At 43.8% G+C, this 18,023-nt stretch carries 12 protein-coding genes; 9 read left to right on the forward strand and 3 right to left on the reverse strand.

Annotated elements, in window-relative coordinates:
* Nucleotides 1–283 precede the first annotated feature (283 nt).
* Both F6J90_RS31090 and recG read left to right on the forward strand, forming a co-directional pair.
* Nucleotides 284–1,180, forward strand: a complete 897-nt coding sequence (locus F6J90_RS31090; RefSeq protein ID WP_293102716.1) for a hypothetical protein — start codon at nucleotides 284–286, stop codon at nucleotides 1,178–1,180.
* A gap of 51 nt (nucleotides 1,181–1,231) precedes the next feature.
* Nucleotides 1,232–3,718 carry an ATP-dependent DNA helicase RecG gene (recG, locus tag F6J90_RS31095; protein ID WP_293102719.1) on the forward strand — a complete coding sequence of 829 codons (2,487 nt, stop codon included), beginning with the start codon at nucleotides 1,232–1,234 and terminating at the stop codon, nucleotides 3,716–3,718.
* A 653-nt stretch (nucleotides 3,719–4,371) separates the two neighbouring features.
* Here the strand turns inward: recG and F6J90_RS31100 are convergent.
* Nucleotides 4,372–7,278: a glycerol-3-phosphate acyltransferase gene (locus tag F6J90_RS31100; protein ID WP_293102722.1), complete on the reverse strand. Its 2,907-nt coding sequence runs from the start codon at nucleotides 7,276–7,278 to the stop codon at nucleotides 4,372–4,374.
* Nucleotides 7,279–8,953: 1,675 nt separating this feature from the next.
* Here F6J90_RS31100 and F6J90_RS31105 point away from each other — a divergent pair.
* The 7 genes from F6J90_RS31105 to F6J90_RS31135 all read left to right on the forward strand — a co-directional run bounded on the left by F6J90_RS31105 (nucleotide 8,954) and on the right by F6J90_RS31135 (nucleotide 17,270).
* Entirely contained in the window at nucleotides 8,954–9,808 is an 855-nt protein-coding gene (locus F6J90_RS31105; RefSeq protein ID WP_293102725.1) for a hypothetical protein, read from the forward strand.
* 12 nt (nucleotides 9,809–9,820) lie between these two features.
* Nucleotides 9,821–11,764, forward strand: a complete 1,944-nt coding sequence (locus F6J90_RS31110; RefSeq protein WP_293102728.1) for a caspase family protein — start codon at nucleotides 9,821–9,823, stop codon at nucleotides 11,762–11,764.
* Between the two features lie 84 nt (nucleotides 11,765–11,848).
* On the forward strand, nucleotides 11,849–11,974 hold the full coding sequence (locus tag F6J90_RS31115; RefSeq protein WP_293102731.1) for a hypothetical protein: 126 nt from the start codon (nucleotides 11,849–11,851) through the stop codon (nucleotides 11,972–11,974).
* Nucleotides 11,975–11,991: 17 nt separating this feature from the next.
* Nucleotides 11,992–13,089, forward strand: a complete 1,098-nt coding sequence (locus F6J90_RS31120) for a MoxR family ATPase (protein WP_293102734.1) — start codon at nucleotides 11,992–11,994, stop codon at nucleotides 13,087–13,089.
* Nucleotides 13,090–13,101: 12 nt separating this feature from the next.
* Nucleotides 13,102–16,089, forward strand: coding sequence for a formylglycine-generating enzyme family protein (locus F6J90_RS31125; RefSeq protein WP_293102737.1), 2,988 nt, complete (start codon nucleotides 13,102–13,104; stop codon nucleotides 16,087–16,089).
* A gap of 27 nt (nucleotides 16,090–16,116) precedes the next feature.
* Nucleotides 16,117–17,067 (forward strand): formylglycine-generating enzyme family protein, encoded by a 951-nt coding sequence (locus F6J90_RS31130; protein WP_293102740.1) that lies wholly within the window; start codon nucleotides 16,117–16,119, stop codon nucleotides 17,065–17,067.
* Between the two features lie 23 nt (nucleotides 17,068–17,090).
* A complete protein-coding gene (locus tag F6J90_RS31135) occupies nucleotides 17,091–17,270 on the forward strand; it encodes a four helix bundle protein (RefSeq protein WP_293102743.1) in 180 nt (59 codons plus the stop codon).
* Between the two features lie 239 nt (nucleotides 17,271–17,509).
* On the opposite strand, the gene F6J90_RS31140 is transcribed toward F6J90_RS31135, so the two are convergent.
* Entirely contained in the window at nucleotides 17,510–17,770 is a 261-nt protein-coding gene (locus tag F6J90_RS31140) for a hypothetical protein (protein ID WP_293102746.1), read from the reverse strand.
* Between the two features lie 2 nt (nucleotides 17,771–17,772).
* On the reverse strand, nucleotides 17,773–17,979 hold the full coding sequence (locus F6J90_RS31145) for a DUF29 domain-containing protein (protein ID WP_229414547.1): 207 nt from the start codon (nucleotides 17,977–17,979) through the stop codon (nucleotides 17,773–17,775).
* Nucleotides 17,980–18,023: the final 44 nt, after the last annotated feature.

The raw sequence follows: 18,023 nt of genomic DNA on the forward strand, positions 1-18,023 counted from the left end.
AGGTGATTGACTAGTTGATAGCTTTGTCTTTGAGGTGTTTTGATCTAATATCTTTTTCTGGTATGATTCTGTATCAATAGATACTGTTTTTCAAAAAAAATGAGCGTATTCAAAACTAGGCAGATGCCACGTCTAGTTGAGGAGCTAATTGGGCGAACGAGAATTTGACACTCCTACGGGTAGAAGCCGAACGTGGTACAACTATAAAAATGGGCATACTGTAGACTAGGCATGTATTTGATATGCTCAACGGATTAGCTATGGAATTGTATAGATAACAGCAGTGAATCGAATTGACCAGGAATTGGCAGCATTAGAGGAAGCCATCACCCATTTGGCAAAGGAATTCCAAACAACCTACTCTAACTATTTGACCTTTTTAGGTCAATGCGTGGGGCAGCAGCTGATTATGGCTGCCTATCGGATTTGTACTCAAGGGTATCCTGAGTCTTTTCTAAATTTGTCGGTTAACAGTAGGCAACAATTACAGCAATCCCTACGAAAGCTGGCTCAAGAGACTCAACAACAGTTGCCATCACTCCTAAAACAGTGGCAAGAGTCAAGGTCAGCTACTACTGATGACTTGGATCAGGACTTGGATCAGGACTCGGATCAGGACTTCGATCAGGACTCGGATCAGGACTCGGAAATGCCTTCATCTACAGAAGACTCTCGATTTTTGAATGCTCTAAGGGAGCCATCACCAGCAGCTGAGTTGACGAGTAACCCACGAAATAGCATAGAGAAACTGGAGGAATGGCTCAAGCACCTAGAGAGTGGGATCACCAAAACTATTCAAGATGTCTCTGTGGAAACCAATCGGATATTGCATAAATCATCAATTATACCAGACAAATTTCCCCAAGAAATCCTAGAAGCAGCGGCAAAAGTCGAAGCATCTGCGGTCGAAACGGCTGAATCCCCCAATATTATCAAAATAATGATGGAAACTAAAGGTGATGGCGAAACCGATGAATCCAGATTAACCCGTATTATTGCCATTAAGCTGCGCTTATCTGAAATAGAATTTGCAGACCCTAACTTGACCCCTGGACGTAAGAAAATTAGAGATCTATTAGCTAAAATGAGTCAACTGAAGCGAGAGTATTACAAAAAACAGCGGCAAAAGGCAGTTGCTCAAGCCGAAGCAGCATGGCGTGCCAGCTGGTTTGATGATTAAACTGAGGTAATGATCAATGACCAATGACCAATGACCAATGACCAATGACCAATGACCGAATTACCAGATTGGGTGCGATTGCAAAAAGCCCTGTCGGTAGAAGCAAGAGTTGGCTTTACTGATTTGGAAGGGAATCAATACCGCTTTAGTGAATTCCTCTGCCTCAGTTTTAGTAAGACTCCTAATGTCCTAACATCAACTGAGAAACAGCGTTGGCAGGACATCGGCAATCAGTTTGCCCGTTATTCTCAGATGACGCTACAACAACGGCAACATCTGGTAGCTGATACTCGCCGCTTTCTCAATAACCTCCAGCAGAATACTCAACGCCGTTTAGTTGAAGATAAATCTCAAACAGAACATCCTATGGTCAGAGTGCCTAAAACCAAGCCCTTGGTGGAGAAACAACAGGCATCATCAGAGCTTGGTAGTAAAAAAAACCTTGACCTACCACTGGCTAAGTTGGCAGCGGTGGGTAGTAAAAACAGTGAGTATTTAGCACGTCTGGGTCTGCACAAAGTGCGTGACTTGCTCTATTACTACCCCCGTGATCATATTAACTATGCCCGTCAGGTTAATATGGCTGACTTAGTACCTGGTGAAACAGTCACTATCATGGGTACGGTGAAGCGCTGTAACTGCTTCAGTAGCCCCCGTAATAAAAAATTAACTATTTTAGATATAGTCTTAAAAGACTCTACTGGTCAAATTAAGCTCAGTCGTTTTTTTGCTGGCTTTCGTTACAGTAATCGTAGCTGGCAGTATCAACAAAAGCGGCGGTATCCAGTGGGAGCAGTGGTAGCTGCTTCGGGTTTGGTAAAGAAAAATAAATATGGGATTACCCTAGAAGACCCGGAACTGGAAGTATTAGAGCATCCAGGGGGTACCATTGACTCGATGAAAATAGGTCGAGTTGTACCAGTTTATTCCCTAACCGAAGGGGTACCAGCCGACTTGGTCAGGCGGGCGATAATTGCTGCACTTCCCTACACTTCTTTGATTAAGGAACCCTTGCCAGTAACCTTTCGTAAAGAATATGGGTTGATGGGGGTTTCTGATGCGATCGCAAACATTCATTTTCCCCAAGATGCAGACACCCTTGCCGATGCCAGAAGGCGCTTAGTCTTTGATGAATTTTTCTACTTACAGCTCGGATTTCTCCAGCGCCGCCAAGCTCAGCGTAAAAGCCAAAGCAGTGCGGTCATGGCTCCGATTGGTAAACTCTTTGACCAATTTAATCAACTGCTTCCTTTTGAATTAACCGGGGCTCAGACAAGAGTCATCAATGAAATTCTCAAGGATATGGAATCAGAAACACCCATGAATCGGTTGGTCCAGGGAGATGTCGGTTCCGGTAAAACTATTGTGGCAGTTTATGCTATTCTAGCCGCCATCCAATCGGGGTACCAAGCAGCTCTGATGGCTCCCACTGAAGTATTAGCTGAACAGCACTATCGTAAGTTAGTAAATTGGTTTAATTTACTACATCTTCCGGTTGAATTACTAACAGGTTCCACTAAAGTTTCCAAGCGTAGAAAAATTCATTCCCAGCTAGAAACGGGAGAACTTCCTTTGTTGGTAGGAACCCATGCTTTGATTCAAGACCCAGTCAACTTCAACAGTTTGGGTTTAGTGGTAATTGATGAACAGCATCGGTTTGGGGTAAAACAACGGGCTCGTTTACAGCAAAAAGGTCAATCTCCCCATGTGCTGACTCTAACCGCCACACCAATTCCCAGAACCCTAGCGCTAACCCTCCACGGGGATTTGGATGTGAGTCAGATTGATGAATTACCCCCTGGTCGTCAGAAGATTCAGACCACTGTGCTAAAGGGTAAAGAGAGGAAACATGCCTATGACCTGATTCGTCGAGAAGTGGCTCAAGGAAGGCAAGCTTATATGGTATTGCCGTTGATTGAGGAATCGGAAAAATTAGATGTACGCTCAGCAATCGAAGAGCATAAACGACTGTCTGAGAGTATATTTCCAGAATTTAAGGTTGGGTTACTTCATGGTCGGATGAATTCAGCTGAGAAAGATAAAGCACTAAGTGCTTTTCGGGATAACAAGAGTCAAATTATTGTTTCAACTACTGTGATTGAAGTGGGTGTAGATGTACCAAATGCTACCGTAATGATGATTGAAAATGCAGAACGGTTTGGGTTATCTCAGTTACACCAATTACGGGGTCGTGTCGGTCGAGGTTCTGACAAATCTTATTGTCTTTTAGTCAGTGGTTCTAATACTGAAACAGCCAGACAACGTTTGGGGGTATTAGAACAGTCCCAAGATGGCTTTTTTATCTCTGAAATGGATATGCGTTTTCGTGGTCCTGGGGAAGTTTTAGGTAAGCGCCAATCCGGGTTAGCAGATTTTGCTCTAGCTAGTTTGGTAGAAGACCAAGAGGTATTGAATTTGGCGAGAGATGCAGCAGAAAAGATTATTATTCAGGATGAAATATTGGAGAATTACCCTTTAATGAAAGTCGAGTTAGAGTATCGGTATCAGTGGTTGATGGATGGGACAATTATGACTTAATTTACCATATAATTATTTCAGAATTAGGGAACAGGGAACAGGGAACAGGGAACAGGGAACAGGGAACAGGGAACAGGTAATAGTGGACAATAATTCACCAAAAAAGTATCAGAAAACTATTTTATTTTGCAAGAGGTCTCATGACGAATTTACTATGACAAATGCTTTTTACTGATATTGCCCCAGTACCAAACTACTTAAGAGTAGAGAAACCGTAAGGATTAATATTATGTTCGGTTGAACAGTTATAAATAGTAGGTAATAGGGAACAGGGAACAGGGAACAGGGAACAGGGGATGAGAATAGAGATTACCTACCATAAGGAAGCTAGGTTTTTTATAACTGATTATCTGAACATGATATAAGAGGTAACATATAGCAGAAGTCAGAAGTCAGAAGTCAGAAGTCAAACTCTTGCGCTTACTTAGCTTTGAGACTTTTGTCATGTCCGCGCCTGCCCTGGCGACTGCTATAACTAATAATTTTTATTTATGATTTTTATTTAGTTGTTTACTTAAAATATCTAGCGGTTTGCAACTTAATTAAGTTCAGAATTATGGGTGTTTAGTACTGAATTCATAATTCATAATTCATAATTTTTAATTCTTAATTCTTAATTCTTAATTCTTAATTCTTAATTGGGTACAGCAGTACTAGTCCAATACCTCAACTGTCCCCAACTGACCATCAATCCTGACCCGCTGACCATCTCGTAATATATCAGTGGCATGATTAATATCCATTACGGCTGGGATACCATACTCTCGGGCGACAATGGCACCGTGGGACAGACGTCCCCCTACTTCAGAAATTAAGCCACCAGCACGAGCGAGTAATGGTGCCCAACCGGAATCGGTGTAGGGTACAACCACAATGGTTTGCTGGTCAATAGTGATATCACTTTGCAAGCTTTTCACAACTTTTACCAAACCCTCTACTTGTCCAGAACTGGCACCAATGCCTTGTAGCAGTCCTTGCTCAGACCCAGCTAAAGGTTTGGGCTCAGCGGGTAAGGGAGGATTATTGCCATAAACCAGGAAAGGTACGGTAGTCAGCTGAGCATCCTGTGTCAATTTAGTGCGCCGTTGTTGCACAATTTCTGGAAGCTGTTGTCTGAGTTCCTGGTTATCACTACCTACTAGAGAGCGAATTTCGGGTAACTCCAAGAAAAAAATGTCCCCTGGTTCAACTAGTAAACCTAACAGCAGCCAGCGTGCCTCTAGAGCCAAGAAGCTCCAGCGTAGGTGAGCCATCAGCTTAGAGTAGACTTGGGTTACTCGACCTTTGAGATCCAGCCGTGCTTGTACCACTTCAGCTTTCCAGTTTTGCCCTCTAGGTTTTGGAGATTGGGGCAGTGGATGAGCTAGAAACTGAGCGAACAGCTTTCTAACAGCTCGGGGGTCTTCTTGCCAGCGGGGAATTGCTACATCGGTTGCCACTTCGCTAAGGTAACCATAGCCCTCAAGAAAGTGGTCAAACTGCTCTAAAATGCTGGAACCATCTGGGATTTCTGCTAGGGTGGCAAACAGAGAGGCTCCACTGTCATAGATAACCTGTTCGTGGCTTAATAAATGCCGAGCATCTGCTGCTATCCTAGCCAAGGCTCGCATACTATCGACCTCTGGAGTTTTGCTGTTATCTAGTTGTTTGTCCTCAATCTTGAGTACTGCCTGCCGCAAAGACATACTAAGGGGAGCAAGAATACTATAGTAGGTGGCTCGTTTCAACACCATTAAAATGCTGTCGATGCGTTCTAGGAGTTGCACTGGAGATAATTCCGACTGGGCTCTTGCTGAGAGCTGATTCAATAGGGGTAGAAAGTGGGTTTGGTAATCCGCTTCAAAGTCTTGGTCTAAACGCCATTCCCGACCAAGCAATCGTAGTAAACCAGGTAGGTTTTTTAGGGTGGTCTTCATTGGTGGTTTGGAAAACTTAGCTCCCCTAGTCAGAAATTCCAGACTTTCTGGGGGTAGACCCATACGCCGAAAAATTTTCCCCAACAGAGTAACATTGAAGTAAGCATGGGAATAGTGCAGCGTAGCAGTTTCGGTGAAATCCATTCCTTTAGCTCGCTTCCCTAGCACTATGGTAAAAATATCTCCCCAAACACCGCAGGTGAGGGGACGATTAATCGACCAAGTTAGGGGTCGGATTACTCCTGGAATTACTTCCGCAGCAATTTTACGAGTCCAGGTTGGTTGTAGAGTAGTTATAGGTCGTGCTTGCAATAACCAAAGTTTTTGACCGTCATAACTCCACTCAATATCTTGGGGAAGACCCTGGTAATAGTCTTCTAACCGACGTGCCAAGAGCGCCACTTGTTTGATTAAGGCTGGAGGGACATCACCACTACCTTCAATCCGTGAGGAGGCAAAACTTTCTGCTGAATCCTCTTCTTTCCCTGACTTGAAATAAACTTGGTACTGCTCTGGTGTTACTTTACCCGATACAACTTGTGTAGCATATCCAGGTAGGGCTTCGACCACAACAGCTTCTCCCTGTTGGGAAATAGGGTCACGACTGAAAGCAACTCCAGAAAAAACCCCCTTGACTTGTTTTTGAATTAGCACAGCCATAGCTGAATCTGGCAGTTGCTGATCTCGACGGTATTGTGCAGCTACTGGATTACGATAAGACTCTAAGACTCGATTAATGGCATCCAGTAGTGCCGCTGAGCTGGTCACCTGCAACACGCTTTGATACTGCCCTGCGGCTGAAGCCTGGGCTGAATCTTCTCCTACTGCGGAAGAACGCACTACCAGGGGTTCAGATTCAGAAACGGGTAGGTATTTGAGCAGGGGTTCTGGATCATCACCTGGAGGGAGTACCCAGCCCACAGGTACTGAGTAACCAGAACGCTTGAGCTGGGATAGGGTGGCAGCTTTTTCCCCAACTTTTTTACGGTCTAGTTTGGTGTCCAGAGAAATTACGGCACTATCGCCTTGGAAAAAATGAAACACTCTCTTAGATTCTGCTTGAGTTTGCCCACTGGGAAGGTCTAAGTCATCGGGAATTTTTTGATAAATCCAAGCTAATAATAGACTCAAGATGGTGGCAATTACAATTCTGGAGAAATCCTGGGGATGCAATAGAGCCAGAATCACGGGGAACAAGACTAAAATCACCAGTTTGCCATGTTTGGGATTCCGGAAAATGGTAAAGCTAATCCCTCCAATCAAAAATACTAGCAATGCCAGAATGGGGTCATGGCATAATACTCCCCAAGTGACATTGGTCGTCCCTGCACCTTTGCCTATCCAGTAACGACCTAACACCAACATGATTAGAGCGATCAATTCCCAGGCTGATTCACTGGGAAAGAAGTGGCGAGCTAGTAAGACTGCTGCAATTCCTTTTCCTGCCTCTGAGAGGACTGCCAAGACACCAACCAGATTTCCTCCGTGGTAAAAGGCGGCTGAAACTGATATATTACCAGTACCGACCTGGGCTAGGTTATGCCTGGTCAGTACATAGGTAATCCAGGCAATCAGAGGTAGTCCACCTAAGATAGGACAGACGGTAACAATGAGCAAGAACCCTAAAACCTGGTTTAGTGTCATGGGACTAATGGAAATCACTTACTGAGAGCTTGATAATAAGTACTTTATTAAGAAGTATATAAGAAGTATCTAAGAACTATTTGAACTTACTGGCATCGAAAACTATCTAGTAATCACAACTAGTAATCACAACTAGCAATCGCAACTAGTAATCACAAGTTTAGTTTGTAAAATTATCTAACCCAAAAGCAAGCCAAATTGTCTAAACAATTTGCTTGTTTTAAGTAAAATACGAGTAAATTATTTATATCATCTGGTAGATTATTCCCTGTTATAATTATAGTTTTGGTTCTAGGTCTTAACCTGATTTAGTCCCTAAGTTGTTTTCATCCCCCCAGCTTTTGCACAGGGGTTCTCAAGTGGGTTTTCCATAGTGAATGGAATTCCTACGCCAGCAGCGCGCCAAGCCCCATCCTGCCGCCAAGGGTCAAACCCTGACGGGGTGACAAACAGCGTTAAAAACCTTACTGGGTGTGGGGTGTGGGGTTTTGGGTGTAGGGAACCCACCCCTAACCCCTCCCAGGAGGGGAAACATCAGGAGCTGGCCAGTTTGATAGCGATGCAGTCGGCCAAAGGGGGTTTCCACGGGGCAAACAGCGGTGCGGACGCAGGTTCCGCACACAGACCCAAAACCACTCGCTATTGCATCAAGAAGAGACGGTTGAATCAGGTTTCGGACCGTTCGCACAGCGTGGCCTAAAGGCCAAGGAAATTGCTGGGGTTATTCCAAATTCCCTTCTATTTTCCCCACACCCCACACCCGGTCACCCTACACCCTGTCTAATTTAATGCCTTGTTGTCACCCCTGAAGGGTCAAACCGCATCCTGCCGCTGGTGGTTACACTTTTGAATTAGTTTACGATGTTTGGTAAAGTACAAGTCTTTTCTTTTGTTTTCTTTAACCATTGATCATATAAATTTTACTGGATTTTAATCCAGGCTTTAGCTATGGCAGGGAAACTACTGATGTAAGCTATCAGCTATCAGCTATCAGCTATCAGCTAGTTCGCGTAGCGCAATCGATGCTTTTGAATAAAATAAGCTGACGACTAACCGCTGACCACTGACCGCTGACCGCTGAATGCTTACAGTACTGATAACGTAACTTTCAGTTACGGCATTCTAATTCAAGTTTTAGCGATCGCTAGCAATCTAGGGAAAATTCTACTGGTAGCACTGAGTAGCCTTGGTGCCAGTGTAATTTTAGGCACTCAATTGCTCAAACCAGTGACCGCAGAGTCTACTAAGGGTCCTATCAACGTTGTACAGTCTGGAGATGTCACCTTAACTAGCGCTGTGATTTGGGGGCGTAATGACCAGCCAGGTCTGATGTTGGTCGAAATCTCCACTTCAGCAGATTTCAAGGATGCCACAACTTATCCTCGGTCCTGGCGTTGCTCCTGATACTGATTATATAACACTACCCATTCAGATGTTTGACATTTCTAAACTCCGAAACCTAGTCCTAGCTTACTTTTGACTTCTGACTTCTCACTTGAGACTTGCGCGTAGCGCTATACTACTATCGGGTAAGTTTTCAGAACTTTCTCGATAACAACAAGGTTTCTAAAGTTGCTGGAGGAGTTGGTAGCTTTGGTACAGCACCTGTTGCTGAGGAAGCTCTTTGATATTAGAGTATTTGAGCACATCCTTATACAGATAGGGAGGTAATGGTATGGCTAAAATTGTGGGTGTTCATGGGATTAATCAAGAATTTAGAGGTAGTCATACAATTCATGCTCAGTGGCTACCAGCCCTCAAAGATGGTTTGAAGGGTGTTGGAGCTAGATTAGATTCCGATCATGAATTCCACTGTGCCTTTTATGGAGACCTGTTCAGAGGTCGCTCGAAATCAGCAATGGGGATACCTAACTATGACGCCAGTGATATTGACTCGGATTGGGAGAAGGAACTCCTCCTGCAATGGTGGGAAGAAGCAGCAAAAGTAGAAGATGATATTAAAGGCTCAGCCGATCTATCCAGAGAAAAGGCAACACCCAGACGTGTTCAAAAGGCTTTAAATGCCTTAAGTGGTTCTAGGTTTTTTGGTGGTGTTGCTGAGAAAATCGTGATTTCTTTTCTGAAGCAAGTTGGTCGTTATTTGCATAACCCAGAGTTAAGACAGCAAATTCGCGATCGCATTGTGGAAGCCATAGATCAGGATACCCGTGTATTGGTTGGTCACTCTCTGGGGTCAGTTGTCTGTTACGAAGCCCTATGCCAACACCCAGAATGGTCAGTGGACGTTTTTGTGACTCTAGGTTCCCCATTGGGGATAAAAGGGCTGATTTTTGATCGCTTGGAACCCTCACCGGTCTCTAATTTGGGGTCTTGGCCGGGAAGTGTAAAACAGTGGATAAACATTGCGGATGCGGGAGATATTGTTGCTTTAGAAAAAGAATTAAATCCTTTATTTGACGGGTTAGTGGAAGATAAGCTTGTTTATAATAGATCTGATGCTCACAATGCCAGTAACTATTTCACAGCATCTGAAACAGGAGAAGCTATTAAGTTGGGCTTGATTGATTAGTAGACGAGGGATATGGCGGGAAAACCCAGGTATTATTTAATCGCTTGTGGAACAAGCAACTACAACGAGCAGGATGTACTTAACTTAGATAGTGTGCCGACAGACTTACAGAGAGTTGTTGATTTATTAACTCAGAAATTTGGATATGAAGAAGCCTTGACGAATCTTCGTTTAAATCCGAAGAAAGATGAGTTAATCAAACAATTTTCATACTGGCTTCAGCATGAAGAACGATGTGAGAGCGATCGCGTAATCTTTTACTATTCCGGTCATGGTGAATATTGCCAAGGAGATAGACATTATCTTTTGATGGAAGAGACTAATTACAATCAAATTCCTCAAACATCCTTGCCAACAGAAGATTTAGTTCGTCCTTTGAACAACGAAGGAGTTAAAATTGAACAAATCCTGTATATTATCGATACTTGTTATTCAGGGGTCGGAATAAGTGATGTATCGAAATTTACTACACAAGTTGTTCAGAAATACCAACCGGTAAAAGGAGCCGGTATCGCAGTTCATGGGATTGCGGCTTGTCGTGCCAAAGATACAGCCAAAGAAGATGTATTTTCTAGGGGGTTGGAGCAAGTTATTAACGATTTAAGTAAAAACTACTTAAGTAAAAACAACGGTAATTTATATATTCCTCTAGACTATCTAGTTGACGAAATTAATCAGATTATTTCCTCAGAGCAACGTGCTTCATACTCAGCTTCTGGCTCTGAAAAATCTGCTCAATTATTCCCCATTATGCCTAAGACTATACAAACATGGGAAGAAAAGCAAGATGAACTTATTAGCGAACTTTTTGCTGGATTAAAGAAACACCCAGAAGATAGCTTACTTCAGGTTAACTCCTTTATTTTAAGTTCTAAAAATATTGAAAAGCTTGTATTAGACGACGAATTTATTCTGGATTGTAGAGAAATAAAAAAAAGACTGACTGAATTAGGACAAAAACCAGTTTCAAGAGGAATATGCCCTCTAGTGGCTTGTGCAGAATGGTGTCGGCGAAGATTTTCTAAACAGGATTACAAATTGAGGAGACTTGCTAATACTATTAAAAATTGGCAACAGGAAGCTATAAGATATCGAGAAGACGCAAACCTCTCTACAATCCAAGAATCTGTTAAAAAAGCTGATTTAAAATTTCAAGAACTGATTAAGAAAGAAAATTTGCGACTTCAAGTTGAGATTGAACCAGAGGTTGATAATGATAATGGTACAGGACAAGGGTCTGGTGCCTTACTTTTGAGTATGAATCTTTGGCTTGAAAGTCAGGATTTACCACTTGGTCGGTTTGCAGAAAAGATACGGTTAGAACCTCGGGAAAGTGAAGAGAGTGTCTCTGAGCAAGAGAGTGAGAGTTTATACACTAATCTTGAAAAGATTTTGCCCAACTTAATTCGCAAGGCTCGTTATAGTTTACCTGAACGAGTTAACTTAACAATTGAGTATTTTCTTCCCTTCGACTATTTCAAAACACCATTGGAAAAGATTACGTTTAAGCGAGGGAGAAAACTAACACCGCTGGGTGAAGAGTACCCAATTTTTATCAACTCATTTGAACGATATTTTGATCCAGATTTTCTTGAGATTCGTGATGAGATTGAAGTCAAGAAGCAAGGGTTATGGAATGATGTAAATAATTCAGTAACTGAACCCAGTGTCCCTGGGGAATTTGAAGGGGATGATATCTATTATATGGGTACAGATCCATCAGATTCCGATCTAGAAAGAATTGAAGAGGCTTTACCCATTGCGGTCTGGAGTCGGAACGTGAACCAACCTCTGATTGAAGGAGAGCATCTAAACCTCTCAGAATGGCAAAATTGGCCTAACAAAATACGTGATTTACGAAAAAAGAAAAACGGTTTGGAGGTAACCCTTCTCTGGGATGATTTATATCCGAAGCCTTCCCAACGCTGTAGACCCTTAAATACCGACCATCTATAGCGTTTATCGTAGCTATGAGGTACACATTATTTTTTACCTCTTACCTCTTACCTGCTCCCTGCTCCCGTCTTGATGCAGTCGCTCATGGGGGAAACCACGGCAGTTGCTCATGGGGGAGACCCCCAAGACCGCACTGCCTCCCCAAGACCGCGCTGCATCGCTGCATCGCTGCTCCCTAAAAACCAGAAATTTATACCTCACAAGTCGTAGAATTGCTATATAGTAAAATGCCAAAAGACCCAACATCTGACCAGCAGGATCCTCGCATCTACCAGGGCTTAACCCTCAGTGCGGAAAGTTTACCAACCCCAGAAGACCAACAACAGCATCTGAGTCGTATTCCACCGCCCCCCCCTTGGCGCACCTTTGGTCTTTCAGTTGAGCAATGGCGTGAAAAAGCAGAATCACAAAATACCCAAGACATCGTAAAAAAGATTAATCCAAGGGCATTGGGGTTTGTTCCGAGCAAGCAAGCGGTAGAATTGGTCAATGCCGCATTGTGTTTACGTCGCCCTTTACTGATTGAAGGAAATCCCGGTAGCGGCAAAACATCCTTAGCCTATGCAGTAGCAGCTGAACTGGGACTACCGGGGCCTTACCGCTGGTCAATTGTTTCTCGCACTACTTTGAAAGATGGTCTCTATGCCTACGATGCCATTGGGCGATTACAAGAAGTGTCTTTACTGAGGCAACAAGTTGGTAACACAGAGAGAATAAAAGAGCCTGACATTGGTAACTATTTAAGATTAAGACCAATGGGTATGGCATTTCATCAATCTCAACCCGGTAGACCCGCAGTGCTGTTAATTGACGAAATTGATAAGAGTGATATTGATATGCCCAATGATCTCTTACATATATTTGAGGAAGGATTTTTTGAGATTCCAGAACTGAGTCGCTTAAAACGTAACTCCCAAGAGGTACTTCCTTACCGCAGTCAAAGCAATGATAGTGATGAAAAAATTTCGGTTGACAAAGGATTAATTCAATGTCAAGAGTTTCCCTTAGTCTTGATGACCAGTAATGAAGCACGGGAGTTTCCACCAGCCTTTCTACGCCGATGTCTACGGTTATCTCTCAAGCAACCTGATACCGAAGAGGGTTTCTATCAAATTTTAGAAAACCGCTTTGATGCCACCCATTTAAAGCAACTGGATCAGCCAGCTCGGAAATTAATCAAGGAATTTTTGACACGGATTAAGGCAAGAGACACAACCTTAGCAACGGATCAATTGTTGAATGCCATCTATTTATTACTACAAGGAGATGACCTGACTGAAGAAACACGGAAAGATGTATTGAATACTATCTTCAAATCACTGTGAGGTCAGGGGGAAATGGTGAGTGAAACAAATCAATGGTGGCAAGATGATAGAGAAGTGGCAGAGCTGATCTGGTGCTTGGCTCACTTAGATCGTATTGTTGCTCCTCCATTGTCTCAAGACATCAAACCACCAGAGGATGTACACCATTGTGATCCGGAATCATCCACTGAAAATCCGTCAGAAGATTATCCAAAGAGTCCTCCCTCAGGAAGGGAAAAAGCAGAACAAAAGATACCGATTAGGACTTATCCTAAACAGTCCGACCATGCCCCGACTTCCCCTCAAAAACCCGAATCATCCTCCAGTAATTACAGCTCTCCTATTCGTGTTCCTGATCCCTTTCCCTTACCGAAACCTAGGGAAATCAGTAAGGCACTGTTGCCTTTATCTAAGCGTGTTTCTGGACTGCTAGCCAATGAACTGGATATTGATGCAACCGTTGAACAAACAGCCGAAGCCAATGGATTGCCAATGCTGGCATTTCGTTCTCCCCTAGAGCGATGGTTTGAGGTACATTTATTGATTGACCAATCCCCTTCAATGGCATTTTGGGGAGATTTAGCGGAAGGGGTGGCAACGCTTTTTCGCTGGCAAGGGTTTTTCCGGGATGTACGGATTTGGCACTTCCAGACAACAGAACCTACCCCCCAATTGTTTTCAGGTGTTGACCGTATTGAACGGGATGTTCGTAGCCTGATGGCACCAGGAGGACATCGACTCTTTATTGCGTTAACGGATACTTTGGGAAAAGCTTGGTATTCCGGTCAAGCCTTTGAGGTTTTAGCAGAATTAGGAGAACAGCATCCTGTTAGTATTGCCCATGTTTTTCCTCAAACCCTATGGCAGCGCACAGGTCTAGATCAGGCAATTCAACGACCATTGATTGCTCGTCAGCCAGAGTCCCCTAACTCCATGTTACAAGTAGGAGCTAGGCTTCGTACAACTGCTAGGTTATATCAATTTCCCATTTTCAATTTATCCGTTAACCACTTTAGCACTTGGGCGAATTTTACCACCGGGAGTGGCAGCAATTCTATTCAAGGGGTTTTAATTAGACAGCATCAGCCCGAAACAGCCACAACCAATCCTAAAAAGCAAAGGTCGGAACAGCCTGAATCAGTGGCGGAAACTACCGAAGGCGTTGCTGATTCTGGGTATGATTCCGCCCCCCTAGCCCCCCAATTCTGGGGGGAACAAAACTCTGAAAGTCCCCCAAAGTTGGGGGATTTAGGGGGCTTGACCAACCCCCTAGCCCCCCAATTCTGGGGGGAACAAAACTCTGAAAGTCCCCCAAAGTTGGGGGATTTAGGGGGCTTGACCAAAACCAGAGGCTCGCGCATTCATACTTCAATTCAGCAACGCCCTCCCGAACAGTTACTGAGAGAATTCTTGGCCAATGCTAGTCCCAAAGCCCGAAAACTTGCTGAAGTTCTGGCTGCTGTTCCCCTGATTCCTCCAGTGATGCGCTTGGCACAACAGTGGTTTTTACCCGATAGCGAACACTGGCATCTGGCAGAAGTTTTTTTTAGTGGTCTTATCCAAAAGTCTTCCTTGGGGCCAGAGCAGGCAACTGTTCCCGAAACTTGGTATGAATTTCGTCCGGGAATTCGGGAGTTACTGCTAGGAAATAGTCCAGTTCAACGCACCACTGAGATTTGGAGGGAAATTGGAGATTTCATAGAGCACCGTTATGGTAGTCTCCGGGATTTTCCAGCACTGATTCCCAACCCCGCCGGGTCTGTTCCAGGTCTTGCTGCGGATCGAGACCTCTATTTTGCTGAAGTCAAAGCAGCAGTTCTCAGGACTTGGGCAGGAGAATACGCCAATTTAGCACAAGAACTCAGAGCAAAAGTCGCAAAACGGAAACGGGAGAAAGTTGATCTCACTGACAACTTAGAACCTTTTGAATTTGAAGCGGAAGTCCCCATCACTGTTTTTGAAGAGGAGCCAGACGAGAATGAAGAGAAATTACCACAGTGGACATTTGAAACCCCGACTGTTAACCATCAGGGAGAAATCATTAAAACCACAACCTACACCGCCTCTTACTTCACCGAAACCCTAACCGATAATGTGGAACTGGAAATGGTGGCTATCCCTGGAGGAACGTTTACAATGGGTTCCCCTGAAAGCGAAAAAGATAGCCGTAGTCGTGAACGTCCCCAACATGATGTCACACTCCAACCCTTCTTTATGGGGAAATATCCCGTCACTCAAGCCCAATGGAAGGCGATCGCATTAATGACAGACTTGAAAGTCGAGAGAGACTTAGATCCAGACCCCTCACGCTTTAAAGGAGAGAAGCGCCCCGTTGAAAGGATCAACTGGTATGAAGCAGTAGAGTTCTGTGACCGGCTTTCTAAGCTAACAGGAAGGGAGTATAGACTGCCTTCTGAAGCGCAATGGGAATATGCTTGTCGAGGTTTCACAGAACCCCTTAACCTCGAAAGGGATGAGACCAGAAATAAAACACCAGCTCAACAATCTATACTCGAAAGAACCTCAAATTTGATTGGTAGATTAATAAACCCCTTGTCCCAAACAGGACAACCCTATCCACCTTTTTACTTTGGACAGACAATTACCGGAAAGTTAGCCAATTACAACGCCTCAAGAACTTATCGGGATGAACCACGAGGAGAAAGAAGCAAGGGAACCACCCCTGTGGGTGAATTTCCTCCGAATCCCTTTGGGTTATATGATATGCACGGGAATGTTTGGGAATGGTGTTTAGATGATTGGCATGATAACTACGAAGGTGCGCCCACAGATGGCAGTGCTTGGATTGATAAGAATGAAGCGGAAAATGTCAAGATTGAAAATAAGCCATATTCAGCCAAAAAAGAGGATAAAAGCTCGTATTCTGTCCTGCGTGGCGGCTCATGGTTCGACATTCCTTATAGCTGCCGTTCTGCGTTTCGCAGCCTCATCGTTAGGCGCGACATCCGCAACTACTTTGATGGTTTTCGTGTAGTATGCGTATCCGAGAGAACTGGATGAAGTCAGAAGTTCGAAGTTTGAAGAATTATGGCCAAACTGACCATAAAACGCCCAAAACAAAGGTTTCGAGGTTACAGAGAATACATAGACGGTATCCCTCTCGAAATGGTCTTAATCCCTGATGGAACCTTCACAATGGGCGCACCAGAGAGTGAACAAGGGAGTCGTGACAATGAAAGACCCCAACATCATGTAACTATTTCCTCGTTTTTAATGGGACGTTACCCCATTACTCAAGCTCAATGGAACGCGATCGCATCTCGTTCTGACCTTAAGGTAAATCAAGATTTGGATCCAGACCCCTCTTATTTTAAACAGCCCTATCAAGGGATAGATAGATGGCAAAGACCTGTTGAACAAGTCAATTGGTATGATGCAGTAGAGTTCTGTGACCGCCTTTCTAAGCTAACAGGAAAGGAATATAGACTACCTTCTGAAGCGCAATGGGAATATGCCTGTCGAGGGGTTACAAAACCCCTTAACCTCGAAAACGGAGAGTCCTATCCCCCATTCCACTTCGGAGAAACCATGACAACAGCTTTGGCTAATTATCGCGGGACGGATGATAAAGACTCTAGATGGTCAGGATCTTATGGTAGAGGGCCAAAAGGAGAATACCGTGAGGAAACAACACCAGTAGGATATTTTGAAGTGGTCAACTCTTTTGGACTCAGTGATATGCACGGGAACGTTTGGGAATGGTGCGCTGATGATCGGCATGATAATTATGAGAATGCGCCCAGTGACGGCAGTGCTTGGATTGATAAGAATGAAGCGGAAAATGTCAATGGTGAAAATAAGTCAGATTCATTCAAAAATGAGGATAAAAGCCCGTATTCAGTGCTGCGGGGCGGCTCCTGGATCAGCTATCCTATTTTCTGCCGTTCTGCGATTCGCAGCTTCTACGTTAGGCGCGACTTCCGCCACGACTTTGATGGTTTTCGTTTAGTGTGCGCTGGGATGAAGTCAGAAGTTTGAAGTTTGAAGTTTGAAGAAATAATTTGAGTTATCCACAAGTTTCAATTCAGAACAGAACCAAAAAGTTTGCGGTTAGAATAGTCAAAGCTTGCGTTTGGTTAGAAGAATCTAAAGTTCCTAGAACGTTAGCAAATCAGTTATTAAGGTCAGGAACTTCTATCGGAGCTAATTGTAGTGAAGCTCAGTCAGCCCAATCCCGGTAAGCATTCAGCTATCAGCTATCAGCTATCAGCTATCAGCTATCAGCTATCAGCTATCAGCTATCAGCTATCAGCTATCAGCTTAAGCGCACGCTACGCGAACAGCTATTGGCCAAGCTACGGAAACAGCTTTTTAATAAAAGAAGCTGACGGCTGACCGCTGACCGCTGACCGCTGACCACTGACCACTGAATGCTTACGAATAGACTTCAAACTTCTGACTTCTGACTTCAAATCCCGATTTATCCATATTCATCATCATCCGGTAATTTTTCCATCTCCTGAGCAATTAGCATCTGAAAGTCCTCCCCACAATGAACATTCAAATGAATTGCAGCAGCCAGCAATTCTGCCAGAATCTCAGCTTGTTGTCTAGCACTGAGGTGAGGTGACTGAAGTTGATAGATTAAAGCGGTAACAGTTTGGCATTCTGAGCCTAACTCTGTAATTAATGTTTTGAGAGTATTGCTAGTAATAGGAAGGGCGCGATCGCGAATCTGCATAATTATTTCCCCAATCGTTTTAGTGCTTGCTGAATGCCCTTCTCAAAGGCACGAATCTCAGTTTCCCAATGTCTTATTAAACCTTGATCGGGAAAGTCCTTTTCATACTCTAGTTTAATCTTTTCTTGGTGTTCAGCAATGCGCTGATTCAAGCTACGAATTGCCTTTTTGTGGTTTTTCTTTCCCATAAAGTTTATAGATGCACCCACAGACTTGCACCAGTATCTTATGGGGCTGGTGTCCTCACCTTTAT

It is taken from the genome of Moorena sp. SIOASIH (assembly GCF_010671925.1).
GTDB lineage: Bacteria > Cyanobacteriota > Cyanobacteriia > Cyanobacteriales > Coleofasciculaceae > Moorena.